Below are 26,939 nucleotides of genomic sequence, written 5' to 3'. Positions count from 1 at the left end.
ACGGTCCGCCGAGATTTCCCGTAAGGGAATCACCCTGGGCTGGTCAGGAGCGAAAGGCTACAACACGAAGATGCGATTCCGAAAGCTCCACGATTGGGACCTGACACCCAAGGAGGCGGTGGCGTTGCAGCGACAGCTCGTCTCCCAGGTCGTGCTCAATCGCCCCGACAAAAGGCCGCCACAACTGATCGCGGGGGTCGACGCTTCCTACCCTCGGTTCTCGAACCGCATCACCGCCGGCGTCGTCGTTTGCCACCGCGACGACTGGTCGATTGTCGAGTCATCGTACGCGGTGCTCGATTCGCCCTTTCCTTACGTGCCAGGGTTGCTCTCTTTCCGGGAGCTGCCGGGGTTGCTCGAAGCCTTCAAGGGGCTGAAGACGCGTCCCGACGCGATCATCGTCGACGGTCAGGGCAGGGCCCATCCGCGCCGTTTTGGCATCGGCTGCCATCTCGGGCTCTGGCTCGACATCCCGACCATCGGCTGCGGCAAGACCCGACTTTGCGGCGAGTTCGCCGAGCCTTCCAACGAACGCGGCGGGCGTTCCGACCTGATCGACAAGGAGGAAGTGATCGGCGAGGTCCTCCGCACCCGTACCGGCGTCAAGCCGGTCTATGCCTCGATCGGCCACAAGTTCGACCTCGTCTCCGCCGTCGATCTCCTCCTCGACTGTGCCCCCCGCTACCGCCTCCCCGAACCAATTCGGCTCGCGCATCATTTCGTCAACGAATCACGACTTGCTTCGACGGAAGACGCGTAGGGCAGGCCATTGCCTGCCATCTCTCGTCTGAACCGTCCATCCGCGTCGGCTGACCTTCCTCAGTCGCGAAGCGACGACATCACGTAGCCTGGCACGTGAGTGCCAGGTAGGTGGCGTCTCAGCAATTCCGAGCCGCGAAGCGGCGGCAACGTCGTCGAAACGGAATCCAATGCCGTCCCTTAAGGACTCGGCGATGGTTGTTGGGCATCGTACCTGGGACTGCCATCCCAGGCTACGTGCTGCCGCCGCTTTGCGGCTTGGTGGAAAACCTCTCCTCCTCCCCTCACTCCTCCTTCGCCAACCTCATGAACGTCGCTCGGGGATTGGACCAGTCGAGGCCGGACATCGGGGCGATGTTGAGGCCAAAGCCGACCTCGTGGGGCGGTTGGCCGTGGGCGATGTTCCACTTGGCGTTATAGATCAAATCATTCATCGAACCCAAGATCGAACGATTGAGCGACTTGGCGAAACGCACCGGTTCGCTCGAGGCGGCGGCGAACGTCCGATGGGCGGACTCGTGACCATCGGCGAGCATGAACTCACCGATGGTGGCGATGCCCCGTTCGAGGAAGCGACGCTCGTCGGTGACACCCTTGCCGAGCATCACGCAGGAATAGAGCGACCGCGTGTGGGTAAGGATCACGTACTGGACGAGATCCACCCGAAAGAAGTTGGCCGACCAGTCCGCGAACGGACGCTCCTCCAGCGGCAGCGTTTGCAGAGGACCCACTTTGATCTTGGAACGCAGCTTCTCGGTCAGTCGAACGATCATCCAGGGATCCGTGAACCATCAACTCGGTCGGGTTATTCTCCGTCACATGAGTGATCACTCTACCATTCGACCGCTTGTTTGCCGAATCACGTCGGCGTTTCGACATCATCCCAGCCGGCGGGCTCAGGGAAGTTGACGAGCCAATTCAAGGTATGGTGGCGCTGCTCGACGACCCCGACGCCGTGGCACATGCTCACGGGAAGCATTTCGGCGTCTTTTGACCAGTCGAGGTTCGCGGGGATCTCTTGGTCCCGACTCAGATAGGCCTCCCGAATGGCCCAATGGATCCGCACGATCAGATCTTGCGCATCGAGGATCTCCGCCTTGTCGCGTAGCTCGGCCTCGGTGATGAACTCCGCACTCGATTCGCAGACTTCGAGAATGTTGACCAACTTCGGGACATTGCACATGTCGCTCGGCCAGTCCAATTCCTCGAGGTAGCCGAGAGCCCACAACAACACCCAGATGCTTTCGAGACGCCAGACGAGAGCCTGGCATTCGTGAGCTCTGGGTTTCGGGTCTTCGAGAAAACGCTTCTCCTCGGGACTGACGCTGTCCCCCAAGTCGAGGGTGTCGATCAGCTCGATCGCTTCTTCCTGAGGCGTGCCTTCCGCCCGCAATTCGACCGCCCACAAGACGAGCGTCCTACGGGCCACCTCTTGAGCGTCTTGGAGCGTCGCGTCTTTGTCATCGTCGACGACCAATGGGCCGTCGTAGACCGGCACTTTTCGCTTCTTGAGCTGTTTGAACGATCGCTGGGCACGGTTCCGCTGTCGCTTGCTGGCGCCGCGCCAGGTGTCAGGTGATGGATAACGCCGCATACCGGTTCTCCTGGGAATTGACTGAACATGGCCCGCGGCGTGATGAAGTCTCGAACGACAGATCGTCGTCTGACGTCGAATCCGAATCGTCGCAGCCCCAGTATTGGGGGCTGCACGATAGAGTGTAGTCGTCCTCGCTCTCGGTTTCACGTCCTACTCCGCGCGAATTGGCGGTTTGGCTTGATGTTTCCGGGGAGAGCGACGCGTTATGGGTCTGGTGATCGTCTCCCCGCGGCGAAACCGTGTCGACCGGCGGTTCTCTCTGGCGGGAGATGGAGTAGACTTTAGGAGAGACTGACGCGACCGGCGTTCGGTCTCGGAGATCATGCCCGTTCCCGCCCCCGCGTTACTCGAGACGTCGGGGCGGCTCGCGTGGACCGTTCCTCGAGGAGTCGTTGTTGATGAGTTCCGCTCACGATTCGCTGAAGGGACAACTGCTCGTCTCGTCGCCCAAGCTCCTGGACCCGAACTTCGAGAAGACCGTGGTCCTCATGATTCACCACGATGACGAGGGGGCGTTCGGGCTGGTGCTCAATCGTCCGATGATGACCACGATCCGCGAAGTGTGGGCCCAAGTCAGTGAGTCGTTTTGCCTGCGCGAGGACGCGCTGCATCGTGGGGGCCCGGTCGAGGGACCGCTGATGGCGATCCACAACAACGAGGAGTATTCCGAAATGGAGATCCTGCCCGGCGTCTACTTCAGTGCCGGGGCGGACGAGCTTTCAGGACTGGTCGCGGCGCCGGAACATGACACGAAGTTCTTCGTGGGACATTCCGGGTGGGGCCCCGGTCAGCTCGAATCGGAACTCGAAGAGGGGGCGTGGTTGACAACGTCGGCCGAATCGCTGCATGTCTTTCGCGATGGAGAAGAGTTCTGGAGCGACGTGATGGACGAGATCGCCGGGACGACGATTCCTCCCGCCCTCAAGGTCAAGCACGTCCCCAAAGACCCATCCATGAATTGATCCGGGTTGGGTCGGGCATCAGCCCGTAGGGTGGGCCTTGTCCCACCACTATTGGCGGGGGGGCGACGAACCGGTCAGGACGAGACCGCTTCGGCGCCGACGGGTGTTTGCTGCTCCTTGGAGAGCTTGTACTCGACGCTGTCGACGAGGGCCCGCCAACTCGCTTCGATGATGTTCTCGTGAACGCCGACAGTTCCCCAGACATCGTGGGAATCGCTCGACTCGATGGTGACGCGGACACGGGCCGCGGTGCCGGCGCGGGCGTTGACGACCCGCACCTTGTAGTCGACGAGCTTCATCTCCTTGAGGATCGGGTAGGAGGGCTCGAGCGCCTTTCGGATGGCGGCGTCGAGGGCGTTGACCGGCCCATCCCCCTCGGCGACGACATGCTCGATCTGATCGTGGACGCGAATCTTGAGGGTCGCCTCGGTGATCGGCTCGTCCTGATGACAGTCGGTCTCGCTGTTGACGCGGTAGCTGATGCGGTTGAAGAAGGGTTTATACTCGCCGAGCTCGCGTCGGATGAGCAAGTCGAAGGAGGCTTCGGAGGCCTCGAACTGATAACCCTCGTGCTCGAGTTCCTGGACGCGGTTGAGAACCTTGACCGCTTGCTCGCGAGTCAGCTCGAACTTTCCCCCTTCGAAGGCCAGGACATTCGATTGGCCGGAGAGCTCGCTGATCAGGAAGCGGCGTTCGTTGCCGACCAGGGAGGGTTCGATGTGTTCGTAGGAGTTGGCGGCGCGAGCCATCGCGTGGACGTGCATCCCGCCCTTGTGGGCGAAGGCGCTGGCGCCGACGAAGGGCTGACCGGTTCGGAAGTTCATGTTCGCCGATTCGTACACGAAACGGGAGACTTCCGTCAGTTTTCCGAGCGATTCGGGCTCGAGAACCTCGAAACCGGGCATTTTTAGGCCCAAATTGGCCACCACGGCGCACAAATCGGTATTGCCGCAGCGCTCGCCGATGCCGTTGATCGTTCCCTGGATCTGGGTCGCTCCGTGCTCGACGGCGGCGAGACTGTTCGCGGTCGCCAAGTCGCTATCGTTATGACAGTGGATGCCAAGGGGGGCGGAGACGCTCGAGCGGGCCAGATCCATCGCCTCGGCGATCCACTCCGGCAGGCTTCCGCCGTTGGTATCGCAAGCGATGATCACGTTGGCGCCGGCTTCCTCGGCGGCCCGGATCGTCTTGAGCGCGTACTCGCGGTTGTTCTTGAGTCCGTCAAAAAAGTGCTCGGCGTCGTAAAAGACTTCGCGGCCCTGCGATCGGCAGTAAGCCACCGAGTCGCGGATCATCGCAAGGTTTTCTTCCAGGTCGACCCGAAGGACGTCGGTCACGTGCATGTCCCAGGTCTTTCCGACGATCGTCACGACCGGGGCCTCGGACTCGATCAGCGACTTCATGCCGACGTCTTGGTCGGCGGTGATGCCGCGGCGACGCGTCATGCCGAAGGCGCAAACCTTGGCGTGGCGGAGGGTCTCCTTGCGGATTTCGTTGAAGAAGGCACTGTCCTTGGGGTTGGAGAGTGGGTAGCCCCCTTCGATGTAGTCGATGCCCAACTCGTCGAATCGACGAGTAATCAGAAGCTTGTCCTGCAGCGAGAAGTCAACACCTTCACCTTGGCTCCCATCGCGGAGCGTGGTGTCATAGATCGAGATTCTTGTCATCGCGGCATTCTCGTGTTGCTGATTTTGGGCGACGTAAGTTCGCGGCTCGGAAGACGTTCGGCCGCCGCATCCATGAGAGGGAACTTCGCGTCGAGTTCCCCGGGTCGTGGACGGCCTCTGGTCGATTGGGCCAGGTTGGCTTGGCGACCGTCTCCCCGACGAAGGGCGACGAGTCGCTGCCTTCTCCGAAGGAGTCGCTCGAGCCCCGAGAGGTTCGCGCACCTCCAAGTCGGATATGGCTTTGCGACGAGACCGTTGCCTTGGAGTTCACCGTAGGTAAGATCAAAGGAAGCGTCAAACGGAATTCGTTTGTCCACACTCGACCGAGGGCGACCCGCCGTGAGTTCACCAAAAGACTCCTATTCCTGCAGCATCGACGTCACCCCCGCGATGAGCGGCGAATCCCCACTGCTCCCGGCCCCCTCCCAGGAAATGACCGACTTGCTGCGTGAGTTGGTCAGTGGGCAGCGCGAACTGATCAAGCTCAACCGCGAACAGGTCCAGCACGCCCGCCGCACCGAGGAACGCTATCAGCAGCAAGTGAAGTCGCAGCGCCAAGAGTTCGAACGCTGGGTCGGCGACAATCATACCTTGGTCGGACGCTGCCACGAGGCCCGCGATACGGTCTGCCGACTCTTGGGCGACACACTGGGCGAATTGGTCGAGTTCGTCGACGAACACGACGAAAACCTTTTCGATTCCGACTACGTTCGCACCGATCTGGTCGATCGCTTCGGCGCCTTGCTCAATCATCTCTCGTCGATGTACGGCCTGCTCAAGAAGATGGCGGTCGTCGATCAGCCCCCCATCGAAGCCGAAGAACCCCACGAGCGCTCCTAGTGTCCCGATTGGTCAATTCATTGTCTAAATGACTCTAGGGTGCCATGCCCTCGCTCGCCGTGGGCATGCTGGAAACACCTGTCATCGGTCAATTTGCCGCACGAAGACAGGGCCGAGACTTCATGAACGAACTTGCCCATCAGGACGCTAGCTCCTCAGTCCTCCCAGCATTCGGGGGCCACCGCTTGTCAGCCAGTGACGGTGAGACGCTCTCTCGTCACTGAAGTCCGGGCGGGGCCCATTTGCGGCGACGAATACCCTCGTCAAACCATCCCAAATCCAAGTTTTCGCCCTCCGGAGCGAATGCTTCCGTAGAGTGTCCCCGATCGCACTCCAAGAGTCGCCTTGGAGACCTTGGTACTCCGAGGTTGCCTTGATTCTTTCGATTCTCTTTATTCAAATCGCCTGGGTGGCTGGTGCCGACGGCGTGTCGGCCTGGGGTATTGTGGGATGAGTCGCTCGTCGTCGAACCGGTGTCGACCACGAGCATTCCCAACTCGGCAACGTGGTGGAAGGAAGCACGCATGGCGGAACAGCAGGTCATTGAGAAGCTGATCATTCGCCCCTGGCCTAAGATGTTTTTTCTTTGGCCATCGGCGATCTTTGCCCTCTTCATGTCCTTGGCCCAGAAACTGGCGCCGATCAGTTGGCAGGAGGTCTGGGGTTGCAGCTTCTTGGTCGTCTTGGCCATCAACCTGATGGTGCTGACCTTCGAATTCCCCCGTGCGACCTCGCTGACCGTCGCGGTCGCGGTCGTCGCGATCGTGCTGGGGCTCTTGCTGCTCAATCACCAATTCACGATCATCGAACCGCTGAAGCTCTTCATTCAGGCCCGAGACGTCTACGCCTCCTACGAGTTCTACCTCTTCTACTTCTACTTAAACGGGTTACTCTTCGCGGGGATGTTCTGCGTCACCCGCTTCGACTACTGGGAGTTGACGCCCAACTCGCTGGTCCATCACCAAGGCATCCTGGGCGACCAGAAGCGCTATCCCACCACCGGCTTGAAGCTCAACAAGGAGATCTCGGACGTCTTCGAGTATCTGCTCGCGGGTGCCGGTCGCGTGGTGATGGATGTTCCGGGCGAATCCCGTCCGGTCGTGCTCGAGAATGTCTTGAACATCGGACGTGTCGAACGGCTGTCCGACCAGATCCTCGACGCTCGCATGGTCCGCATCGAAGGGACCGGGGGATCGTCCGGATCCAACGATCCGAACGTGCACCACACCGGCGAGTAGGTCGACACTTCACGTCGTTGGGTGGGCCTGTGGCCCACTCTCAAGACGGACGTTCCGCCAATGGCTAGGAGAGGTCGTGTGCACGGCGAGCTGGCGTCGGGGTCTGGCGCGACCAACGGCATGTTGCAAAGAGACTGGCTCGCACGACCATGACGACGACCTTTGATGCCTATGCGCACCTCCTTGGACTGCAAAGCAACTCGGCGCGGATCGCCATCTTCTCTCCTGTCGGGATGATCAAACAAGGCATCCTCTCCGGCCCGACGTGCGCCTACGCCCGGACGCTCCCGGCCGACTTTCGGTTGACGGTCCGCACCGACGACGCCGATGGCACCGCGGTTCATGAGGTCCAGGTTCTCGACCCCAACTTTTGGGAACCCGCCCATCCCTTCCTCTATTCGCTTCGAGAACGGGAGTCGGGTGGGGCAACGTCGGTCGAGTTGACACTCGGGCTCCGCGTGCTCTCGATTCGTGAGAACAAGCTCCTGGTCAACGGCGAACCGACCTTCATTCGTGGCTTTCGGACCGGGACCCTCGACGAGGAGTCACTCAGACGTTGGCACGAGTGGAAGATCACGCTCCTCCTTCCCGAAACGGAATTCGATCACGACTCGATCGCCCAGACCGATCGGCTTGGACCTTTCGTTGCCGGGAGGTTGGGGGAAGAGAAGGAGGGGGCCCTTGCCCAGATGCTCCCGCTGCGAACGTCGGCCCCATCGGTCGGCATTTGGATGGGGGAGCAAGAGTGGTCGAGCGACGATTGGGAGGAGCTGAAACGCTTCGACCGGTCGACGCTTCTGGCTCGCCGCGTCGAGGTCGACCAGCTCCCCGTCGGGACCGAGGCCCATCTGCTCGTCGTCACGGGTGACCAAGCATCGCTGGTCACGGCGGCGAAGTCGGAAAAGATCGGCACGCCCTGGATCGCCGATATGGTAGGGTCTTTTGGTGTCTCTGGGTTCGACGCGGATTCGTATCATTCCCTCGCGAACCGCCTCGATGGCATTTTCGAAGACTTGCCGGGCTGTCTCGGTTGGGTGGTCGGAGGACCCCGCTAGCGATGTCCGTCGTCGAACTTTTACCGCGCCTCGCCGACGGCGAGACTCTCACCCGCGAACAAACGCGCTCTGCCGTGACCGAGATCATGGGGGGCAGCGTCGACGCGGTGATCGTCGCTTCCTTCCTCACCGCACTGCGGGTTCGAGGCGAAACGGTCGAGGAATTGGCCGGCGTCGCCTCGCTGATGCGCGAGGAAGCCGAACAGATCGACCACGGCATCAAGGGGCTGCTGGATACCTGTGGCACGGGAGGCGACGGCTCCAGCACCTTCAATATCAGCACCGCCACCGCCATCGTCGTCTCGGCTTGCGACGTGCCCATCGCCAAGCATGGCAACCGGGCCGTCTCGAGCAGCACCGGCAGCGCCGATGTCCTCCGAGTCCTCGGCGTCAACATCGAAGTCGAACCGAAAATCAACGTCGAGTGCCTCCGCGAGATCGGATTGGCCTTCTTCTTCGCTCCCCGCTGGCACCCGGCGATGGCACGCGTCATGCCGGTACGGCGAACACTGCGGTTCCGCACCATTTTCAACCTGGCCGGTCCTCTCACCAATCCGGCGGGCGCCGACTACCAACTTGTCGGGGTCGGACGTCGCGAGTGGAGCGACAAAGTCGCCCGGGCGTTGGCGGAACTGGGAGTCGAGGCGGCGACGGTCGTCCGCGGCGTCGATGGGCTCGATGAGGTGACGTTGGCCGACAACACCGAGGCGATCTTGATCCGAGGCGGCGAACTCGAATCTCGCGTCTGGTCGCCGGAGTCCTTTGGATTGCCTCAAAACCCCAATCGGGCGCTTCGGGTCGCTTCGCCGGAGGAGAGCGCGGTGGTCATTTCGTCCGTTCTCAAAGGCAACAAGGGGCCCGCCCGCAACGTCGTCTTGGCCAACGCGGCGGCCGCGTTGCTGACGGTTGGACGGACCGACGATTTACGCGAAGGAGTGGCGTTCGCGGAAAAGGCCATTGACGATGGGCGTGCGTTGTCCCAACTTGAAGAGTTGGTACGTCGTACGAATCGCGAGCAATTTTCGGCCCCATGACTCAGACAGCCGCCACCAATCCATTGGCGATCCTATCGACCGAGCAGACCAGACGCCTCGAACCGATCGAGCGGCGTCCGGTCGGCACGCTCATGGTTCACGAGATCTACACCAGCATCCAGGGCGAAGGGCTCGACGCCGGCTTGCCGTGCATTTTCGTGCGGTTGGCGGGCTGTCCGCTGCGTTGCCGATGGTGCGACACGACTCACGCATTCCGCGACGGTCAAGCCATGACGATCGACCAGCTTCTCGACGCGGTCGACGCTCTTCCGACCGATATCGTTGAGCTGACCGGTGGCGAACCGCTCGCCCAGCCGGAGTGCTACGAGCTGCTTGCGGCGCTGGCGGACCGAAAGCGTGTGCTGATTGAGACTTCCGGCGCCATGCCGATTGACCGCGTCGATTCGCGGGTCACGATCATCATGGATATCAAGTGTCCCGGAAGCGGCGAGGTGGCGAGCAACTTGCTGTCGAACTTGGCGTATCTCAAGGCCAACGACCAGCTTAAGTTCGTTCTCGCCGATCGAGCCGACTTCGATTGGGCCGTCGATTTCATCGACCGCCATCACCTTCGCGAGCACGAACTCCTGTTTTCGCCCGTCTTTGGCGAACTCAACCCGGCCGACCTCTCCGCTTGGGTGATCGACGCCGCGTTGCCGGTGCGAGTGCAACTTCAGATCCACAAGTACGTTTGGCATCCCGAGACGCGCGGCGTCTGAGACGACTCCCTCTCGGGATCCCTCGTGCGCTTGTCCATTTAAGTCTTGGAGCCACTGGCTGCTTGTCAGCCAGTGCCAAAGGGTTAGGGTTGCAGTAACACTAACTTCAAGTTGGCACAGAGCACTAGCGTCGCTCGCAGCCCGTGTGGCGAAGCGCCAGACTTTCCCTGGCGGAGCCCTCTTCTCTCACGCCAATGCGTCATCAGGCCCTCATTCGGTTCGACTCGCCTTGAACCGTCACCGGCGACATGAGATAAATCGCGCAACGCCGTCCGAAATGCCCCTCGCCATTCGTCGGCCTGGGCGCTCTCGGCGGAGTGTCCGCTCGACGCCGTGTTCGGCATTGCCTACTTCGCCAACTCGGTCCAACTTGTCGCCATGGAGGGCTTCACTGATGATTCGTCCGACCACCGAAGGTGTCCTTCAGCGGATCCGCAAGTTGTTCGATCGCGACCCCGACCGTTTCCTCGAGTCGTGCAAGGGCGTGATTCACGTCGGCGCCAACGCCGGCCAGGAACGAGAAGCCTACCAGGCCCTCGGTTTGCGGGTCCTCTGGGTGGAGCCGATTCCCTTCGTGTTCGAGCAGCTCACGGCGAACATCGAGACCTTCAGCCGCCAACAAGCCGTCCAAGCGCTGATCACCGATCTTGACGGCGAGAGCTACCAGTTCAATATCGCCAACAACAACGGCGCATCGTCGTCGATCCTCGACTTCAAGGACCACAAGGACATCTGGCCCGAGGTCACGTACACCGACGCGATCACGCTCACGAGCAGAACGCTGCCCACGGTTCTTTCGGAACATCACATCGACCCGTCCGGGTACGACGCGTTGATCATGGACACCCAGGGTTCGGAACTCCTGGTCCTTGAGGGCGCGGCCCCCATTCTCCGAAATTTCAAGTACATCAAGACCGAGGTCGCGGACTTCGAGTCCTACGCGGAATGTTGCCAGCTGACCGACATCGACCGCTTCCTGCGGCAGCACCGATTCAAGCCCTTCTCCCGCCATGAGTTCGCCCGTCATCAGGACGGCGGGATCTACTGGGACGTCACCTACAAGAGACGTTGGTGATCTCAAGTGGATGCCACGGTTCCCCTCTCCCGGTGGAAGAGGGATTCGTGCACTGGTCCATTTAAGTTTTGTGGGACCACCGGCTGCTTGTCAGCCAGTGCTAACAGCCCGTTGATCGCTCTCGCCTTGGCCCTTCACTTAGAGACGTGAAAGGCCCCAAGCGTTCAGCACCTCCTCCCCCGACGCCTGCCTTCTGGTTCATAGGAATGGCTGCGAAAGTCGCCATCTGTTCGAGGAGGGTGTTGGATGCTCGCCGACATCGCGCAACAATCCGGTCCGCTCGAGGCGATCGTATTCGACACGATGCTAGGGCCCATGGGATTGATCGAGAGAGAGGGTGTCCTTGTCGGGGTCCGGGTCGGGTATCCCAGCAAAGAGAATCTGAAGCGGAGTCTTCAGCAGTATTGGCATCCACGGCGCTGGAGCGAGACCTCGGCGATCGCGGAACGTTTGGTCGCCTTCTGCGAGGGCGTGCCCGACGACTTTCGCGATGTCCCCGTGGATGACACCGGCCTGACACCCTTTCGCCAGCGCGTCCTGGCCGAGTGTCGCCAGATCGCTCCCGGTCGGACGATGAGCTATGCGGGACTTGCCCGAGCCGCGGGCAAGCCACGAGCCTACCGGGCCGTCGGCAGCACGATGGCGCTCAACCAGTGGCCGATCGTCGTGCCGTGCCATCGCGTCCTAAGGTCTGACGGCAAGATCGGCGGCTACTCCGTTCCCAACGGCCTCGCCTTCAAGCGAAGTCTTTTGCAGCTTGAAGCTCGGATGACGTGACCCGATCGCGCGATCGGGAGAAATGGGCGTGCCGCTAGTGGTCCTTCGGCATGCCCACGCAAGCGTGGAGTCCTTCGGCATGCCCACGCAAGCGTGGAGCATGGCACCCAGTGCGAAGTCGATGCTCGGTCCGCTAGGATCCGGTGGCGCCCCTCGGTTCGCCTTGGCGAGTCATCTCGAAGAGCTGGGTCGCTTGCGGCCCGAGAAACCCTTCAAATCGTACCGTTTGGCCCGTCGTCGGGTCGGCGACATCACCCCGTTCGGCGATCTCGAAGTAGGCGTATGGCCAGGGCATCGTTCCCTTCTTGCCCCCGACGCGCGCGGGTACTTCGATCGTCACCGCCTCCGTCGCCGTTTGTCGCAGTCGCGAGCCGGGATCGCCCTCGATCTCCGTCTTCATCGGCACGCCCGCTTCCCGCAATGCCTCGACCGTCTTGTCAATCGAGTCGATGGAAGCGACACCGTGCGAGTTGACCAACGCGGTGAAGTGATTGACTTGAAAGCCGTGGACCATCACCCAGGCGGCGAACTGACTCACTTCGTTGACGGCGATCACGTCCTTCTTTCGAGGCGGACTCCAGGGCAACGAGCCGATGTACCGGTGCGTCCGTTTGGCGAGTCGAGTCGGCGACTCTTCCTTGGACTGATCGAGGTCCCACACGCGCGCGAAGAAGCCCGTCGGCAGCGTGTCGGTGGAACGGCCGATCGTCCGCAAGACCAATCGCCGAATGTCCGAGGGCAGTTCCCAAACGCGCAGCTCGGAAATAAATAGCTTCGGCAGGTCTGGGTTGCGGTGTTGGTAGTGGATCGAGCCGAGATGCTTCTCCGGGAATTGGTAGCACCCGGCGGCGCGGTAGCCGGCGGCCTCGAAGATCCGCGCGAGCGACGCGATGCCATCGGCACCGCCGCGCCCGGTGGCGATCGTTCGAAACGCGATGTGGTCGTTGACGAAGCTCGCGCCCGCCAGGCCGATGATCTGTTCGTAGACCTGCACGTAGGGGACGCGTTTGCGGTACTGCTTCCACAGACGATCGAACAGTTCCGCCGCGAAGAGCTCGCGCCGGCCATCAAGGCGCAAGTCGCGATGAGGCGTCTGTTCCTTCGGGGTGGTCTCGCGGCTTTTCTTGGATGGACGCGTCTTCGCCTTGGGCGGCATGGGACCCCCTCGCGGTATGTTGCCCACTCCTTGCTCAACCAGCGGGCCCAGGTTGTCACCTCCATGTCAATCTAGCTGTGATTCAAGACGTTTTCCACATCTCGGAGGCTTCAAATCGGAAACTGAATGACTCGGCCAGATCCGCGTCAGACTCCTTGGTTGGTTGTTTTGGATCACTCGGTTTCGACGCTTGGACACTTTCGTGGCGGTAGAATTTCCTGGGGAATTGCCCCTCCGGGCGACGATGTTGAGGGCCGTTGGCGGCGGCGCCTCGTCCCATTCGCGGCCACTAACGATCCCTTCGCGAACCATTTCCAACGTTCGACCAAGGTCCCACCGAGTCGTCGCCGGGCGCCGCGGATCGCGTTGGCGATCCCGTCTTATTGCCAGGAGAACACGTCCAGACGTCAGCAACCTAGGAGAATCACCGATGCTCAACTCGTTGGAACGGATGCGCCGCCCGGCCCTTCGCACCGAAGTTCCAGGGCCCAAAGCCCAGCGGATCATCGCGGCCGAGGACCCGGTCATCTCTCCTTCCTATACGCGGGACGTTCCCCTGGTGGTTCAACGCGGCCAAGGGCTTTGGCTGGAAGACGTCGACGGCAACGAGTTTCTCGATTTCACCGCGGGCATCGCCGTTTGCGCCGCGGGGCATTGTCATCCACATGTGGTGGCCGCGATTAAGAAACAGTCGTCGGAACTTCTCCACATGTGCGGGGCCGACTATCGCTATCCGGTGATGAGCGAACTCGCCCAGGCTCTCGCCCGAATCGCCCCCGGAGCGACGCCAAAACGGGTCTTTTTCGCCAATTCCGGCGCCGAATCGATCGAAGCAGCGATCAAATTGGCCCGATTTCATACCAAACGCCCCCACATCATCGCCTTTTGGGGCGCCTTTCACGGCCGGACGATGGGGGCGCTTTCCCTCACCGGCAGCAAGGTGCGCCAACGCGAAGGCTTCGGACCAATGCTCGGCGAGGTGAGCCACGTTCCCTATCCATCCGCCTCAACTCCGACGGACAATGTCGATCCCATTCGCTGGATCGAGGAGAACCTCTTCAAGCGAACGCTTCCCGCTGACCGTGTCGCGGCAATTGTGGTGGAACCGATTCAGGGCGAGGGGGGCTACATCGTGCCCCCGGAGGACTTTCACCAGCGCCTTCGCTCCCTTTGCGATCGGCACGGCATCCTGCTGGTGATGGACGAGATTCAAAGTGGCATGGGGCGGACCGGACGGATGTTCGCGATCGAGCATTGGGACGTCGAGCCCGACATCGTCTGTCTGGCCAAGGGGATCGCCTCGGGTATGCCGCTCGGGGCGATCGTCGCGAAGCGCGATGTCATGGACTGGCCGCCGGGCGCCCATGCGAGCACCTTCGGCGGCAACCCCGTCGCGTGCGCCGCGGCTCTCGCCACCATCGAGCTACTCGAGGCGGACCTCGTCGAGCATGCCCGCGAGATGGGCGAGGAGTTGCGGCGATCCCTCGATGGACTCGCGCTTCGTCGATCGCTGATTCGCGAAGTTCGGGGCAAGGGTCTCATGCTCGCGCTCGACCTTTTCGGCGATCCCGAGACAGGCCGAAACGCGGCCGAAGTTCGCGATCAACTCGTGCGGCGGGCCTTCGAACGGGGGCTAGTCATCCTCGGCTGTGGCGAAAGCGCGATCCGCTTTTGCCCGCCGCTGACGGTCTCCCGAGACGAGATCACCGTTGCGATGGCAATTCTCGAAGACGCGATGATCGAGGTGGAGAAGGGAGAATAAGTGAGTCGCGAGTGCTCGCTGTCAAAGGATGCTGAAAACGATCCCAAGAAAGACGAGAGCGGGTCGCGTTCGTTGGCTAGCGGGGGACTAGCTCAACGGACGCGACCCGTGGGGACGGGGAGAACGAGGTGCTGAATGCAGAATCAAGCGGGGGTGCTCACGAGCGTCTCAGGTTTCCGACGAGTTCGGGGGTTCCCATCAGTCCTGCGGGGCGACGCCCGTGTTACGCCAGAATGTAATTGCGAAGAGCGTGCCAGAACCGGATTGGAATAGCCTCTGGGGATGCGTAAGCCTTTTGCGTGTAATGGGTTAAAGGTTTTTGGAAAAGTTTGGATGCTAGCTCCGCCGGCACGATTGATCCAACTCTTACAATCGGACCGGTGTAGATTCTTCCTGTCGACGCCCTGGCGACTTCACCTTGGGCAAGATGCCTGGTTCGGGTCAGCCGTGAAAGCAGACCATGCGCTTGTTCTTCTTCCCTTTGCGGATCTGAAGCACCCGGCGACTCCCCAGCAGCTGGGACGTGATCCGGTAGTCGAAGCTTTCCACGGGCTTGCCATCGATCCGGAAGCCGCTGTTGCTGCCGACTTCCCGGCGAACCTCGCCCTTCGACTTGAACAGGCCGCACGCGATCGCCAGATCGGCCGCGAGCAAGCCCTCGCCCTGTAATTCCGACAGCGGCCGATGAACGACGGGCAAGTCGGTTGACGACTCTTCCGAACCGATGCTCGACGGGTCGAGTAGTCCCAGCGTCTCGGCATGTTTCTCAAACGCCTCGACGTCGTCGTGGTGCATCGCCGGCTCGAGCCCGGCACACGCTTCGGCAGTCTCGGCGCCGTGGACCATCCCGGTCACCTGGCGCGCGAGGGCCTTCTGGGTCGCCCGCAGATGGGGCTCGGTCTCCATACTCGTCGCCAGACCACCGATCTCCTCAAGGGGCACGAACGTGAAGCACTTCAGGAATCGAACGACATCCGCATCGTCGGTGTCGAAGAAGTACTTGTACATGAAGTAGGGGTGTGTCCGCTTGCGATCGAGCCAGATGTTCCCCTTCTCCGACTTGCCGAATTTTTTCCCGCTCGAGGTCGTGATCAGCGGGAAGGTGATTCCTTCGATCTCTTCGCCGTGATGCTTGCGGTGGATCAAGTCGATGCCGGCGGTGATGTTCCCCCACTGGTCGCTACCGCCGACTTGCAGTCGGCAGCCGTGCGTCTCGAAGAGGTGAAGGAAGTCGTACGCCTGGAGCAGCATGTAGCTGAACTCGGTGTAGCTGATGCCGTGGTCGCGGTCCTCGAGGCGGGCGCGGACCGATTCCTTGGCGACCATCATGTTGACGGAGAAGTGCTTGCCGACATCGCGGAGAAAGTCGACGAAGCGAATGTCGCCGAACCAGTCGTAGTTGTTGACCATGAGGAAGTCTTGCCCGGCGGTTCCCTCAAGCAGCGTCTCGAGCTGGCCGCCGATTCCTTTGACGTTCGCATCGAGGGCGTCGGCATCGAGGAGCGTTCGCTCAGTCGTCTTGCCGCTGGGGTCACCAATCATCCCGGTGGCGCCGCCGACGAGGGCGATCGGCTTGAGGCCCGCGTTCTTGAGCCGGCGCAGGCCGACGACGGGGAGCAAGCTACCGATATGCAGACTGTCCGCGGTGGGATCGAAGCCGCAGTAGCAAGTCAGCTCGTCGTTGCTTCCCAGTTGGGAGGCGATCCAGTCGCCCATCGTCTCGTTGGTCGTCTGTTGGACCATGCCCCGGTCGGTCAGGTCGCTCCAAAAGGCCGCTTCGGTCACGCTGCCATACTCCTCGGCTTCGCTATCGCGCTTGGTTTCCCATCGGACAAACCGCCATTCTACGGCGATCCTTTCCTCAAAGGAGTCGGGAGGGGCGGTCTATCTGTGTTCGGGTGGCAGCGCGAACAAGCGCCCCCAGAGCAGGTTTGCCCTCAATCGTCAAACGATCGCGTCATCCGAGGGCTCTTATGGCTTCGCCACCTCGGTTGGCAAGCAACCGAGGGCATCCAGGACAGGGGAAGAAGAGACCTCCACCAACTCCCCCTTGGACAAGGGGGAGCGGTCGGAATCCCCTTGGACAAGGGGGAGCGGTCGGAGAGTTCGACTCAAACGAGAGAGTCGAGAAGGCTGCCGCTGGATGAGGACGCAGTGAGCTGGCTGGCGAGCTGCTGGGTCTGCTGAGCGGACGCGGCCGATGGAGCGTCGGGAGCTTCGTCGGCTTGGATTTCCGAAGCGGATGCCACCTCGCGGGGACTGTCGGCCTCGGAGATTCCCTCGGATTCCGACGTCTCCTCCTCGGATGGCGCTTGCTGCTCTTCAAGAAGGTCCGCGCGAGCTTGCTGCTCCTGGCGCGAAGCGGCCGCCGCGACCGAGCGATCTTGAGCCGAGGGCTCGGCGGGAGCGAGGGCGGCACGTCTGACTTGCTGCATCTTGCGAATCGTCGCGTCGGGCTCACGCTCCGGGGCGGTGTCGATCTGGACTTCACCGCCGACCGCGTAGCGCTGCCCGTCGGGGCCTTGCTGGTAGCTGTAGCTCGGTCCACCCACGACGTATTGGCCACCGGCCGCGACATGGGCTTGTTCGTGCTGCCTGACCTCGCGGTCTCGCTGCTCGAGTTGTTCGACCTCGTCGACTTCCTCGGCGGTCAGTTCCTCTCCCGACACCGACCGCTCCGACGATGATTCGGTGGACTCCGCTTCGGTCGCATCCTCCTCGGTTCCGTTAGTGTCGGTTTCCGTGGTGGTCGCATCGGGGGCTTCGTCCGAGAAGGAGGCGATGACGGCCGGGTCGTCGGTGGGCACATCGGGGGAAGTCGTCTCCTGCGCGGCAGCGACCGACTCCTCTTCCGCGAAGCGGGAGAAGACGAACGGATTCACAGTTGTCCGCGGCGAGATCGTGCCCAACCTTGGCTCCCGATGGACCTCACGCCCTCTTCACGGAGCGAGCGAGAGGACGGCGCACCCGTCCTTCTCTCACTATACCTTCCGATCCCCCCAAGCAACCCGCCAATCGAGGCGATCTCGGACGCGAATGGCTCTCGGGGACCAATCGCGGCATGGAGTGACGCGACTCGACGAGGGATCCGCGCGAGATTGTTGGACGTGGTGTGAAGCCTCGGTCCACGACGACAGTGCACGGGCCCGTATCCCCTCGGCACTGGCTGACGAGCAGCCAGCGGCACCCGAGAGCCTAAATGGATCACGGCTCACGCGTGCCCTGATTGGCAAGTTCGTCGCTTGAACGCTCGTCCATCGTTCGGGCGGGATCTGGTCGAATTCAACGTGCTCCCCGCATGCCCACGACGAGCGTGGGTCTGATTGGCATGCCCACGACGAGCGTGGGTCTGATTGGCATGCCCACGACGAGCGTGGGTCTGATTGGGCGCCCAATTCACCCAGGAGGGCGTTTGGACGCTGAATTCGACCATCGGGACCCACCAGACCGATGACTACGCCGGGGCGTTGGAGGGCTCGAGGTTGTCGCCGGAGGCATCGGCGATGTCGGTCTCCTCGGGAGCATCGGTTTTCTGGGTGGCTCGAGCCGACTTGCTCCGCAGAGCCGCGTAGTAGCAGGCCCCCACGTAGGCGAGGTTGGCACCGACCGCGGTCGAGACGTAGCCAACTCCTCCTTCGCCGAAGGCGTAGGCATGGAGCCCCGCCCCGAGGACGAAGTTGACGCCGTACCACGACATGACGATGAGCATGAACATCAGCACGGAGCCGGCGAGCATGCCAAAGGTTTTGAAGAGGCCGATGAAACGACCGTGCAAGACCACGAGGTAGCCGATCAGCGCGATCAGCGCCCAGACTTCCTTCGGATCCCATCCCCAGAAGCGGCCCCACGAGTCGGCGGCCCAAACACCGCCCAGGATCGTCCCGATCGTCAGCAGCAAGACGCCGACCTGGATCGCGCGGTAGGCGAAGAGCGCCATCGGCTTGGTGTCCTCGGGACGGTCGACGCCCGCGAGGTAGAACCCGAGCCCGATGTTGCCGAGGGCCCAGGCGAGCATGAACGCCCCGTAGCTCGCGACGATCGTGAGCACGTGGACGATGAGCCAATAGTTGCTGCGAAGGACCGGTTCCAGGGGGCTGATCGAGGCGCCGAACTGAATCGGAATCGACTCGGCCAGGAGTGTCGAGAGACAGAAGGTGACCGCCGCCGCGGTGGCGATGATGCGGTGCTTGTAGATCGCGCTGAGCGAGACCGCGAGGACCGCGAGGACAAAGGCCGCCCAGAGGAGCGTTTCGTAGAGGTTGGTCACCGGAGGGCGTCCGGCGATCATGATTCGTAGGTAGACGCCGTAGACCATCGACGCCATCGAAGCGATGAGGGTCGCCATGCCGACGTAGTAGGGGTAGGGGCTCTTGACGCCCAGGCTGATCGCGAGGACCGCCGATGCGAGAAACGCGAGCACCCAGGTGATGCGGAAGGGCTTGCTGCGGTTGTACGTCAGCTCGCGAGCGATCTCGGCCTCGGTCGGATAGATGTGCGACTTCTCGCCGAGTTGTTGCAGCCCATCGGCGAAGCGGCGCGACGCGTCGTTGAACTTGGCGGCGTTGTTACCGAAGAGACCCTCGCGAGCATCCTGGAAGGACTTTCTCAGACTCGCGATGGTCGCGGTGTCGTAACCTTCGTTGGCCAACCCCGTGTCGGAACTGAACATCACCGCGATCGGCTGCCAGTCATTGCTGTCGGTCGATTGATTCGGCAGGATATGCAGCTCGTTGCCGATTCGCTGATGAACGAGACTGGCGTAACCGTTGTGGGCGCCGCTCACTTTTTCCTCGAGCGGCCCGAGCTTGGCGTCGGAGTTGACGCGCTGCTTCATCTCGATCTCGCGTGCCTTCGCGACAAAGGCTTTGTTCTCCCCGATAGTGCGGGGCGAGACCGCCTTGAGCGTCTCCGGTTTGAGCAGGGGCGTCATCGGCTCGAAGCGAGCATTGATCAGCGGGGTCTGGTCCCACGCGTCGGCCTTGTGGGGCTTCCAGTAGACCTCTTCAAAGCTTGAACTGGTCCCGAGCAGATCGCCGAACTGTTCCGGTTGATCCCAACCCTGCCAAGAGAGCAGTAGCGTCATGTAGAGCTCGACGGGATCGTACTTTCGTCCCTCGACGACGACGGGGCCGAACTTGGTTTCGCCGGGGACGTAGGGGGCGATGACCTCGGGGAGGGCCGCGGCGACGAGCGCCCGATTGAGCAAGCCGGTCTCTCGCGGCGAGAGCTCCACGGAAGTCTTTTGGACGAGTGCCTGTGTCGCCTCATCGAGTTCGACATCCTTCCAAGCCGTCGCGTCGTAAAGCTTCTGCCAGCCGACCAAGTCGTTGAGTTCGTGAACGAGTCTGGCCCGGAGGGCGTCGCGATCGTTGAGCTCCGCTTCGACCTTGTCGCGTTGGGCGAACATCTTGGCGACTTCCGGACGATTGGCGATCGCGAACTGACGCAGTTGCTGAAGCGATTGGATCGTCGGCTGGTCATAGGAAACGACGTCGAGTTCGGTCTTGAGCTGGGAATTGAGCGATTTGAGTTCCGCCCGGAGTTTCTCGGTGTCGAGGTCGGCCTTGGCGAGTTTGCCGCGGAGGTCTCCGGAGAGTTCGTTGGCGATGCGGGCGACGGCCGTCGGCTTGCCCGACTCGGCGGCGGCGAGCAGCGCCTTGGACAAGCCGTTCCAATCCTTCACGTCGGCGATACTGATCGCGGCGAAGGCTTCCGGCTTGAAGTTGCTGCGGCCGGTCAAGCGGGTGATGAACTCCCGAGCGTGCGTGTCGAGAGGCTTGTGCCTGCCGCCCGATTGAACGGCGATCGCCCGCCAGGTATCCCAATCGAAGTCTTCGGAGGGCGTCGCCTGTCCCGCTTGCGCGGAGGTGACCAGGAGCAAGGCGAGGAGCCCGGCCGTGAATCCTCGAGTGCGCATGATTTCCATTCCTTTCAAGTTCCCCGGGTCGCGCCTCTTAGGCGAGACTCAGTTCTTCGGCTTCTTGCGTGTACGCGGAGGTGGGCTGGGTGGGCTTCTTCTTGCCCCCCTTGAAGTAGCCGCCCATGTAGAACATCAGAAAGATCCCGCTACAGAGCACGATGGCTCCGATGTATTTGACGATCAGTCCCGGGTCGCTCGCGACGGTGTAGGTGGAGATCCACTCGTCGCCAAAGCGTGAGATCGAGGTCTGGTAGAAGGTGTACGTCGGTCCCGAGATACCCTTGTAGTGCAAGGGGGCGTTCATCGTGATGACCGCGTCCTCTTCCTTGTCCTGGGCCTCGTCGACGACGGTCACCATGCTGGTGTACATCGCCGCTTTGCGCGTTCCCGGATCGCTCGGTTGTTCGAAGTCATCCAAGCGAATCCCGAACGGGAGCGTCTCCTTGAAGTTGTCGTACTGGATGGTGATTTGGTCGTCGCCGACGAGCAAGTTGCGTGGGTTGCCTCGCCGGACCAGGGCGATCTCCTCGGTCTTGCCGTCGGAGGTGACATCGACCACGATGCCGGGGACCGACTGCATGCTCGGCGGCTTGGGCGAGAGACGCAGATCCTGGCGGGCGCTGGGGAGGGCCTTCAGCGCCATGAACTTCTGGCCCGCCCACGACGGGTACTCCTTCCCGAGTTCGACGATCTCGCTGGCGATCAGGCCTTGCGAGCCGAACGCGCGATAGCCGAGTTTGCCCGAGGGAGCGACGATCAACTGGACGACGATCGGCGTGTCCTCCCGGTGGTAGGAGAAGAGCCGTTCGGTCCCCTGACGGCGGGCGAGCATGCCTTGGAACTCGGGGTGAAACGCGAAGGTCAAGTACTCGCGCTCCTCGTCACCCTTCTTCACGGTGATGCGAAGGGCGGGGTTGCCGGCGAAGTCCCCCTTGTCGACGAGTTTGCCGCCGGCTCCGACGGTCGCGTTGGCGAGGTAGTCGGCGCTGAGGGTCTCGCCCGTTTCCGGAACGGTGATTGGTCCGTCGTTGACGAGCTTGTCGACGTCGAAGTATTGATGGGTGCCGTCGTGGGTGTAGGTGAGCGTGCCGAGGTCGCCCTTGGGGCTCTCCTTCGGGAAGCCATTGATGACGTGGTCGAGGACTTTGTCGGAGGAGACTTCCCACAGAACGATGTCGGCGGGGCCGAGTCGTTTCGTCGCCATCCCGAGTCGGGGCTCGACGGCGAGCCATTCCTTCATGTCGGCCCGTTCGGGGTGAAAGAGCCGAAACCAGACCGCGGGCATCCCCTGCTCGGTGGTGGTGTAGCCCGGCGTGTAGTCGGAGTTGGCGTAGTATCGCTTGACGCGCACGGAGGTATCGCCGTCGAGTTCGAAGGTTTCGGTGTGATCGACACCCCACGGCAAGAGGCCGCCCAGGAACCGCTCCCCCCAGCTAAAGGGTCCGAAGTTGACCGGGACGGTGAAGCGTTTCTCCTTTCCTTGGGGCGACTTGATCGTGACGCGCAGCTCTTCGCGGTTGGGATCGAAGATGTTCCGTTCGACCTCCCCCTGGGGGACGATCATGAGGGTATCCTTGTACCACTTCCAACTCACGAGTGTGCCGAAGAGGAGGGTTAAGAGCCCCAGGTGCGTCACGACGAAGCCGGTTTGGTAGCGTTTCCACGGAAAGCGAATGAGGGCCGCGCAGAGGATGTTCAGCGCGAGCAGTCCGAGCAACAAGTAGAAGTGCCACGATTGGTAGACGAAGTACCGCGCCGCCGAGGCGTTGACGCGCGCTTCGAAGACGGTGCCGACGGCGCACTCGATCATCAACCAGACCATCAGGGTGATCGCCAGTTTGATCGACGCCATGAACTCGAAGATCCGCAGAAGACCGCGTTCGAACGGGTTGAGCGCGGCGAGTTGCTCGGCGGAGGTCGGCTTGCGGATAACGGGACTACGCGAATCTTTCTTCGACATCAATCGTGATTCCTGTGGAGCGACGCTAGGGGAGGGACGGCACCCATGCCGGCCGCTGGGCTAACGAGGTAGGGCCGAGAAGCTCGGCTGAATCAGATCCCCCAATGCCGACTGATGGCATGCGACGCATTGACTCAAGTTGGCCGAGGCCGCTTCGGCCAGGGCGGGCGTCCGTTTCGCCGACTGGGCCAACAGCGCGAACATCTGTTCCCGCTGCCGCGGTGTGTACGAACACGCGACTTCCTTCCCTCCGGTCGCGGGAAGCCAACGGTCGCCCTGGGTTGGCGAAACGCCGTGCCCCATCGATTGGCCGATCGCGATTCCTCCGATCAGCAGCGAGGCGGCCACGGCGACGCGGGTCAACCATCGCGGCGGGTTCCAACGTCGCTTGGGGGGAGTCGACGCGGCAGGATCCTCGGCGAGCAACCGATCCCAGGCGGGGACCAGGTTGATGCCGTTGGTCGGGCCCGCCTCGCGAAGGAGCTCGAGCGCCGGTTCCCACTCGGTGGCGAGTTCCCATTCCCGACGATCGCTGGGAAGTGCGTCGCGGTTCGGGTCGGTCAGATGTTCGAAAAAATCGTCGCTCATGGCGTCGACTTCTCCTCGGCTTGACGCAGTAGCGTCGACAAATTGGTCAGGCCGTAGCGGACGCGGCTCTTCACGGTCGCGGTCGGACATCCCATCACCTCGGCGATTTCCTCGAAGGCCAGTTCGCCAAAAAATCGCATTCGGATGGCGTCGGCCTGAGCTTCCGGGATTGCTCCGAGACGCGAGGCGAGCAGTTCACGTTGCTCCGCTCGTTCCAGCTCGGCGGTCGCGTCGGCGGCCGAACCGGCGATGGCTTGGCCTTCGACCAGCGGGATCCGCGTCCGATCGTGGCGTTGGTCGAGTCGGCCCAACCGACGGCAGCTGTTCACCATGATCGTCCAAAGCCAGCCGCGAAAGTTCCCCGCGAGGTCGAACGCATGTCGGCTCGCGTAGGCGGCAAGGAAGGTCTCCTGGACCGCGTCCTCGGCGAGCGATCGTCCCCCGAGTTTGCTCTGCGCGTAGCGAAAGAGCGCGGACTGATGTCGCGCGACGAGGTGCTTGAAGCACTCGCGGTTGCCCCGTTGCACTTGGGCCATGTCGAGAGCGTCTTGATCGGGCAAGACCGATCTCCATCCGAAGGCGAGAACTCTGGGGAGGACACGTTCGCTCGGCAAACTCCTCAATCGTCGTTGGTTCGAGGAAACGCCGCACCGGTGGCGGATAATTCCCCTCTCACCGACTACTAGTCGGAGTTCCAGCCGAAAGATCTATCGCGGCGGGAGGTTTTTCGAAAAAGTCTGATCCCCACTCTCCCTCATTGTACGTGTTTGCCTTCCTTTGTTGCCAGATCGCTTGGCCAACATTCGTCTCTTCCGGAAGCTGAGTCGTTGCCACCACTTGGTTGACGGCCGCCCGACGCCGTGCGATCATCAGTAGTCGAGGTGTCGGGAATCCTCCCGCAGGCAACTCCCTGGCGACGGAACTCGCAAGTCCGCGATGCGAGCTCGACTCGTTCAATTTTTTTCTGGTCTCGATCGACGACTCATTAGGATCGACGACGTGTCTTTTGCCCTATGCTTCCTCTTTCTGTCCACCCCATTCCTAGCCGACGAGCCGGACGGCGGGACGAAAGTTCACACGAGCAAGCATTTTCGGATCAACACCGACTTGCCCGACGAGGATGCCAAGTCGCTGCTGAACGATCTCGAAAAAATGTACGGACAGCTCGTACGCTACTTTGGCCGGGGGGTGATCAAGCCGATTCCCGGCCACGTCGTCGTTCGGCACGGCAATTTCCCGGATCTGACGCCCGATGTTCGCGAACGCGTGGCCAACGGGGGCGGTATCTGCAAGGGGAGCTTCATCGGCGAACGCCGCGGATCGCGATTCATCCCGCGCGACGGCGACGCCACCTTCTACGCCGCGGGGAAGAAGCAAGTCGCGCTGCACGAGGCGGTCCACGCCTTTTGCTACCTCTCCTTCGGCCGGGCCGGGCCCGTTTGGTACGCGGAGGGCATGGCCGAGTTGGGGCAGTATTGGCGAGGGACGACCGACGAGGTCAACGCCGATCCGCACGTCATCAGGTATCTGAAACTGGAGCCACCGCGGACCCTCCTGCAAGTCGCCAACGACGCGGATCCCGATCCGGGAGGCTGGCAAGAGTACGCGTGGCGGTGGTCCCTGTGCCACTTCCTGGCTCATCACCCCGAGTACACGCGCCGCTTCCACCGCTTGGGGCTCGGCTACCTCAACGGCGAGAACGTCTCGTTCGTCCAAGCTTTCGGTAGCGACGCCGACAAGATCACCTTCGAGTGGCGACAATTCATCGCCGACATGGAGCCGGGCTATCGCGTCGACCTGTGCGCTTGGGATTGGGAGTGGGGGACAAAACTCCGGCAAGGGGCCTATCGGCGGGCTCGCATCGAGGCCAAGCGAGGTTGGCAATCGGCGATGGTCCAAGTCGAGGAGGGCGTCACCTACTCCCTGAAGGCGTCCGGCAAGTGGCGGATCGAGAAAAAGGGAGCCTCGCTCGGGCCGGAAGGTCTACCCGAGAGCGACGGTCGCGGCGCCCTTGAAGGAATCGTCATGACCGAGGACTGGGAGCTTTCGGAACCCTTTATCCTTGGCGACACGGAGGACTGGACGGCGCCGTCGTCGGGACACCTCTATCTTCGGTGCCACGAGCCCTGGAGTAAGCTGAACGACAATTTCGGGAAGCTGAACATCGGTATTCGGAGACCAAGAGATCGGTCGTGAGGCCGTGGCGCCTCGTGGGAATCGTCCCGTCTCTTCCCACTTGGTTGGCGGTCAGGAATCCTTGCGGCGCCGGTACGAGCGAATGATCCAACGGACCGCGAGGAAAATGATCGCGACCACGATGTACGCGATCACGAGTCCGGAAGCGAGTTTGAAGAGGAAGAGCAGCAGGAGGGGGAAACTGACAATGAGCAGCGTGAAGATGATCCCGAACTTCCGCTCTTCGTGAAGTCGTTCCTCGTCCCTCCATTCTTCAAGGGTCATCGCGTCATCCCCATCACCCGTGATATTCACCTCAATAGCCCGCTAGCTCAGCCTATCGAGCCAAACGTCCGGGTCAAACCTTACTCAATGCGGCGCCTTGACTTCCCATGGCGGCCCGCTTAGAGATTCGTGAATTGGGATAGACGTTCGTTCGAACCAAAACAAGCGAAGGAGTCGACGGATGATGCGATGGGTCAGCGCGGCGGCACTGTTGGTATTGGGATGTTCGCAGATCTCGGCGGAGCCGCTGGAACTCGGGGCGAAGGCCCCGACCTTCTCGAATCTGCAAACGGCGCAGGGCAAGACGATCTCGTCGAGTGACTTCGACAAGGACGCGCTGGTGGTTTGCATTACCTGCAACCACTGTCCGGTCGCCAAAGCCTACCAGGATCGCCTCAAGCAGTTCGAAGACAAGTACGGGGACAAGGCCGATCTGGTGGCGATCAACGTCAACTTGGGCGAGTCCGACGGTCTCGAGGCGATGAAAAAGCGGGCGAGCGAGGAAGAGTTCAACTTCGACTACGCCATCGATCCCTCGCAGAAGGTCGGCGAGCAGCTCGGCGCGCGGGTCACTCCCGAGTTCTTCGTCTTCGACAAGGACCGAAAGCTCGTCTACACGGGAGCGTTCGACGACAACATGAACGCGGAGAAGGTGAGCAAGGGCTACGTCGAGGAGGCGGTCAATGCCGTGCTTTCCGGCGGCAAAGCCCCCGCGTCGACCAAGCCGGTTGGCTGCGGGATCCGCTACGAAAAGTAGTCCCGGCGGCGCCCGCCGGGCCGCCAAATGAACCCAAGAGATTCGCTGGGAGTCCGTGGCTCCCGGCGTTTCGCTTTTCCGAGTGGGGCTCCGTACCGCCGGCCCATAGATGGTACACTGCCATGGTGGCGCGGAAGTTGTTGGAGGAGGTGTCCATGCCGATCTACGAATACGACTGCGACGACTGCAAGGAGAAGGTCGAAGTCTTGGTCCGTGGGAGTGAGACGCCCGCATGTCCCACGTGCGGAAGCGAATCGTTGACGCGTCGACTGAGTGTCGTGCATGCGGGCAATGCAAGCCCCGATCCGCAACCTGCTCCCTGTCGGCCAGGTTGTTGTCGAATTCCGAGCTGATCCGCCAGGGAAGCCGATTGGACCAAACGCGATGTCGCCCATCCGCATGGGCCTGCCGATGGGGTGTCGCCAAGGCAAGTCATTGGTGATTTGAGGGACCGCTGCCTTTTCCTTTCTTGATACGGCCAAACGAGCCTGAGAGTCGATCCGAGACGTGAGGGACGAGAGAACGATGGCGTGCGCCGTCGCCAGCCTCTCTTCATGTCTTTCACGCGGAAGTGGTCGCGCGGCCGGCACGCGAGGTGCCGGCTGGGATTCTT

24 protein-coding genes are annotated in these 26,939 nt (G+C 62.0%); 13 read left to right on the top strand and 11 right to left on the bottom strand.

What is annotated here, in order from left to right; genetic code table 11:
- The first annotated feature begins 70 nt into the window (after positions 1-70).
- Positions 71-760 (top strand): deoxyribonuclease V, encoded by a 690-nt coding sequence (nfi, locus tag Pan216_RS21155; protein ID WP_145261116.1) that lies wholly within the window; start codon positions 71-73, stop codon positions 758-760.
- Positions 761-1,043: 283 nt separating this feature from the next.
- Here nfi and Pan216_RS21150 read toward each other — a convergent pair whose 3' ends face one another.
- A complete protein-coding gene (locus tag Pan216_RS21150; RefSeq protein ID WP_145261115.1) occupies positions 1,044-1,532 on the bottom strand; it encodes a DUF6933 domain-containing protein in 489 nt (162 codons plus the stop codon).
- A gap of 86 nt (positions 1,533-1,618) precedes the next feature.
- Positions 1,619-2,353, bottom strand: a complete 735-nt coding sequence (locus Pan216_RS21145) for a DUF4272 domain-containing protein (RefSeq protein WP_145261113.1) — start codon at positions 2,351-2,353, stop codon at positions 1,619-1,621.
- 401 nt (positions 2,354-2,754) lie between these two features.
- On the opposite strand from Pan216_RS21145, the gene Pan216_RS21140 reads away from it, so the two are divergent.
- Positions 2,755-3,318 carry a YqgE/AlgH family protein gene (locus Pan216_RS21140; protein WP_145261111.1) on the top strand — a complete coding sequence of 188 codons (564 nt, stop codon included), beginning with the start codon at positions 2,755-2,757 and terminating at the stop codon, positions 3,316-3,318.
- A gap of 74 nt (positions 3,319-3,392) precedes the next feature.
- On the opposite strand, the gene cimA is transcribed toward Pan216_RS21140, so the two are convergent.
- Complete coding sequence (gene cimA, locus Pan216_RS21135) at positions 3,393-4,985, bottom strand: citramalate synthase (RefSeq protein ID WP_145261109.1); 1,593 nt, start codon at positions 4,983-4,985, stop codon at positions 3,393-3,395.
- 339 nt (positions 4,986-5,324) lie between these two features.
- Here cimA and Pan216_RS21130 point away from each other — a divergent pair, with 339 nt between their 5' ends.
- The 7 genes from Pan216_RS21130 (at position 5,325) to Pan216_RS21100 (ending at position 11,723) form a co-directional block, all read left to right on the top strand.
- The gene (locus Pan216_RS21130; RefSeq protein ID WP_145261107.1) at positions 5,325-5,825 is read left to right on the top strand and encodes a hypothetical protein; all 501 of its coding nucleotides are present in this window, start codon (positions 5,325-5,327) and stop codon (positions 5,823-5,825) included.
- 524 nt (positions 5,826-6,349) lie between these two features.
- On the top strand, positions 6,350-7,063 hold the full coding sequence (locus Pan216_RS21125; protein WP_145261106.1) for a hypothetical protein: 714 nt from the start codon (positions 6,350-6,352) through the stop codon (positions 7,061-7,063).
- 149 nt (positions 7,064-7,212) lie between these two features.
- Complete coding sequence (locus Pan216_RS21120) at positions 7,213-8,118, top strand: hypothetical protein (RefSeq protein ID WP_145261104.1); 906 nt, start codon at positions 7,213-7,215, stop codon at positions 8,116-8,118.
- A gap of 2 nt (positions 8,119-8,120) precedes the next feature.
- Positions 8,121-9,152 (top strand): anthranilate phosphoribosyltransferase, encoded by a 1,032-nt coding sequence (gene trpD / locus Pan216_RS21115; protein WP_145261102.1) that lies wholly within the window; start codon positions 8,121-8,123, stop codon positions 9,150-9,152.
- Complete coding sequence (locus Pan216_RS21110; protein WP_145261100.1) at positions 9,149-9,871, top strand: radical SAM protein; 723 nt, start codon at positions 9,149-9,151, stop codon at positions 9,869-9,871. The genes trpD and Pan216_RS21110 overlap by 4 nt, the downstream gene beginning before the upstream one ends.
- A gap of 394 nt (positions 9,872-10,265) precedes the next feature.
- A complete protein-coding gene (locus tag Pan216_RS21105) occupies positions 10,266-10,946 on the top strand; it encodes an FkbM family methyltransferase (protein ID WP_419192809.1) in 681 nt (226 codons plus the stop codon).
- A 246-nt stretch (positions 10,947-11,192) separates the two neighbouring features.
- The gene (locus tag Pan216_RS21100; RefSeq protein ID WP_145261096.1) at positions 11,193-11,723 is read left to right on the top strand and encodes a methylated-DNA--[protein]-cysteine S-methyltransferase; all 531 of its coding nucleotides are present in this window, start codon (positions 11,193-11,195) and stop codon (positions 11,721-11,723) included.
- Between the two features lie 133 nt (positions 11,724-11,856).
- On the opposite strand, the gene Pan216_RS21095 is transcribed toward Pan216_RS21100, so the two are convergent.
- The gene (locus Pan216_RS21095; RefSeq protein WP_145261094.1) at positions 11,857-12,879 is read right to left on the bottom strand and encodes a DUF1338 domain-containing protein; all 1,023 of its coding nucleotides are present in this window, start codon (positions 12,877-12,879) and stop codon (positions 11,857-11,859) included.
- Positions 12,880-13,309: 430 nt separating this feature from the next.
- On the opposite strand from Pan216_RS21095, the gene Pan216_RS21090 reads away from it, so the two are divergent.
- Complete coding sequence (locus tag Pan216_RS21090; protein ID WP_145261092.1) at positions 13,310-14,641, top strand: acetyl ornithine aminotransferase family protein; 1,332 nt, start codon at positions 13,310-13,312, stop codon at positions 14,639-14,641.
- A 441-nt stretch (positions 14,642-15,082) separates the two neighbouring features.
- Here the strand turns inward: Pan216_RS21090 and tyrS are convergent, their stop codons facing one another.
- From tyrS to Pan216_RS21060, 6 genes are all read right to left on the bottom strand, one after another.
- Positions 15,083-16,426 carry a tyrosine--tRNA ligase gene (gene tyrS / locus Pan216_RS21085; RefSeq protein ID WP_145261090.1) on the bottom strand — a complete coding sequence of 448 codons (1,344 nt, stop codon included), beginning with the start codon at positions 16,424-16,426 and terminating at the stop codon, positions 15,083-15,085.
- Between the two features lie 326 nt (positions 16,427-16,752).
- Entirely contained in the window at positions 16,753-17,550 is a 798-nt protein-coding gene (locus Pan216_RS21080) for a putative metalloprotease CJM1_0395 family protein (protein WP_419192808.1), read from the bottom strand.
- Positions 17,551-18,095: 545 nt separating this feature from the next.
- Positions 18,096-20,558: a cytochrome c biogenesis protein CcsA gene (gene ccsA / locus Pan216_RS21075; protein ID WP_419192807.1), complete on the bottom strand. Its 2,463-nt coding sequence runs from the start codon at positions 20,556-20,558 to the stop codon at positions 18,096-18,098.
- Between the two features lie 37 nt (positions 20,559-20,595).
- A complete protein-coding gene (locus tag Pan216_RS21070; RefSeq protein WP_145261086.1) occupies positions 20,596-22,521 on the bottom strand; it encodes a cytochrome c biogenesis ResB family protein in 1,926 nt (641 codons plus the stop codon).
- A 60-nt stretch (positions 22,522-22,581) separates the two neighbouring features.
- A complete protein-coding gene (locus Pan216_RS21065) occupies positions 22,582-23,109 on the bottom strand; it encodes a hypothetical protein (protein ID WP_145261084.1) in 528 nt (175 codons plus the stop codon).
- Positions 23,106-23,669, bottom strand: coding sequence for an RNA polymerase sigma factor (locus Pan216_RS21060; protein ID WP_145261083.1), 564 nt, complete (start codon positions 23,667-23,669; stop codon positions 23,106-23,108). Before Pan216_RS21060 ends, Pan216_RS21065 begins: the two co-directional genes overlap by 4 nt.
- 439 nt (positions 23,670-24,108) lie before the next feature.
- Here Pan216_RS21060 and Pan216_RS21055 point away from each other — a divergent pair, with 439 nt between their 5' ends.
- Complete coding sequence (locus Pan216_RS21055; RefSeq protein WP_145261081.1) at positions 24,109-25,305, top strand: hypothetical protein; 1,197 nt, start codon at positions 24,109-24,111, stop codon at positions 25,303-25,305.
- 51 nt (positions 25,306-25,356) lie between these two features.
- Here Pan216_RS21055 and Pan216_RS21050 read toward each other — a convergent pair whose 3' ends face one another.
- The gene (locus Pan216_RS21050; protein ID WP_145261079.1) at positions 25,357-25,569 is read right to left on the bottom strand and encodes a hypothetical protein; all 213 of its coding nucleotides are present in this window, start codon (positions 25,567-25,569) and stop codon (positions 25,357-25,359) included.
- A 181-nt stretch (positions 25,570-25,750) separates the two neighbouring features.
- Between Pan216_RS21050 and Pan216_RS21045 the strand changes: the two genes are divergently transcribed.
- Both Pan216_RS21045 and Pan216_RS21040 read left to right on the top strand, forming a co-directional pair.
- Positions 25,751-26,326 (top strand): thioredoxin family protein, encoded by a 576-nt coding sequence (locus tag Pan216_RS21045; RefSeq protein WP_145261077.1) that lies wholly within the window; start codon positions 25,751-25,753, stop codon positions 26,324-26,326.
- A gap of 122 nt (positions 26,327-26,448) precedes the next feature.
- A complete protein-coding gene (locus Pan216_RS21040; protein WP_419192806.1) occupies positions 26,449-26,679 on the top strand; it encodes an FmdB family zinc ribbon protein in 231 nt (76 codons plus the stop codon).
- The last annotated feature ends 260 nt before the right edge of the window (positions 26,680-26,939 follow it).

Source organism: Kolteria novifilia, assembly GCA_007748055.1.
In the GTDB taxonomy this organism is placed as follows: domain Bacteria; phylum Planctomycetota; class Planctomycetia; order Kolteriales; family Kolteriaceae; genus Kolteria; species Kolteria novifilia.
The sequence above is the reverse complement of the archived record's forward strand: the minus strand, read 5'-3'. Positions and strand labels throughout refer to the sequence as shown.

Excerpts from the sequence above, each read along its gene's own strand:
- cimA (WP_145261109.1), bottom strand. The coding sequence starts at position 4,985 with ATGACAAGAATCTCGATCTATGACACCACGCTCCGCGATGGGAGCCAA.
- Pan216_RS21040 (WP_419192806.1), top strand. The coding sequence starts at position 26,449 with ATGGTGGCGCGGAAGTTGTTGGAGGAGGTGTCCATGCCGATCTACGAA.
- Pan216_RS21110 (WP_145261100.1), top strand. The coding sequence starts at position 9,149 with ATGACTCAGACAGCCGCCACCAATCCATTGGCGATCCTATCGACCGAG.
- Pan216_RS21050 (WP_145261079.1), bottom strand. The coding sequence starts at position 25,569 with ATGACCCTTGAAGAATGGAGGGACGAGGAACGACTTCACGAAGAGCGG.
- Pan216_RS21095 (WP_145261094.1), bottom strand. The coding sequence starts at position 12,879 with ATGCCGCCCAAGGCGAAGACGCGTCCATCCAAGAAAAGCCGCGAGACC.
- Pan216_RS21100 (WP_145261096.1), top strand. The coding sequence starts at position 11,193 with ATGCTCGCCGACATCGCGCAACAATCCGGTCCGCTCGAGGCGATCGTA.
- trpD (WP_145261102.1), top strand. The coding sequence starts at position 8,121 with ATGTCCGTCGTCGAACTTTTACCGCGCCTCGCCGACGGCGAGACTCTC.
- Pan216_RS21120 (WP_145261104.1), top strand. The coding sequence starts at position 7,213 with ATGACGACGACCTTTGATGCCTATGCGCACCTCCTTGGACTGCAAAGC.
- Pan216_RS21150 (WP_145261115.1), bottom strand. The coding sequence starts at position 1,532 with ATGATCGTTCGACTGACCGAGAAGCTGCGTTCCAAGATCAAAGTGGGT.
- Pan216_RS21090 (WP_145261092.1), top strand. The coding sequence starts at position 13,310 with ATGCTCAACTCGTTGGAACGGATGCGCCGCCCGGCCCTTCGCACCGAA.
- Pan216_RS21065 (WP_145261084.1), bottom strand. The coding sequence starts at position 23,109 with ATGAGCGACGATTTTTTCGAACATCTGACCGACCCGAACCGCGACGCA.
- nfi (WP_145261116.1), top strand. The coding sequence starts at position 71 with ATGCGATTCCGAAAGCTCCACGATTGGGACCTGACACCCAAGGAGGCG.
- ccsA (WP_419192807.1), bottom strand. The coding sequence starts at position 20,558 with ATGCGCACTCGAGGATTCACGGCCGGGCTCCTCGCCTTGCTCCTGGTC.
- Pan216_RS21070 (WP_145261086.1), bottom strand. The coding sequence starts at position 22,521 with ATGTCGAAGAAAGATTCGCGTAGTCCCGTTATCCGCAAGCCGACCTCC.
- Pan216_RS21125 (WP_145261106.1), top strand. The coding sequence starts at position 6,350 with ATGGCGGAACAGCAGGTCATTGAGAAGCTGATCATTCGCCCCTGGCCT.
- Pan216_RS21045 (WP_145261077.1), top strand. The coding sequence starts at position 25,751 with ATGATGCGATGGGTCAGCGCGGCGGCACTGTTGGTATTGGGATGTTCG.
- Pan216_RS21105 (WP_419192809.1), top strand. The coding sequence starts at position 10,266 with ATGATTCGTCCGACCACCGAAGGTGTCCTTCAGCGGATCCGCAAGTTG.
- Pan216_RS21140 (WP_145261111.1), top strand. The coding sequence starts at position 2,755 with ATGAGTTCCGCTCACGATTCGCTGAAGGGACAACTGCTCGTCTCGTCG.
- Pan216_RS21145 (WP_145261113.1), bottom strand. The coding sequence starts at position 2,353 with ATGCGGCGTTATCCATCACCTGACACCTGGCGCGGCGCCAGCAAGCGA.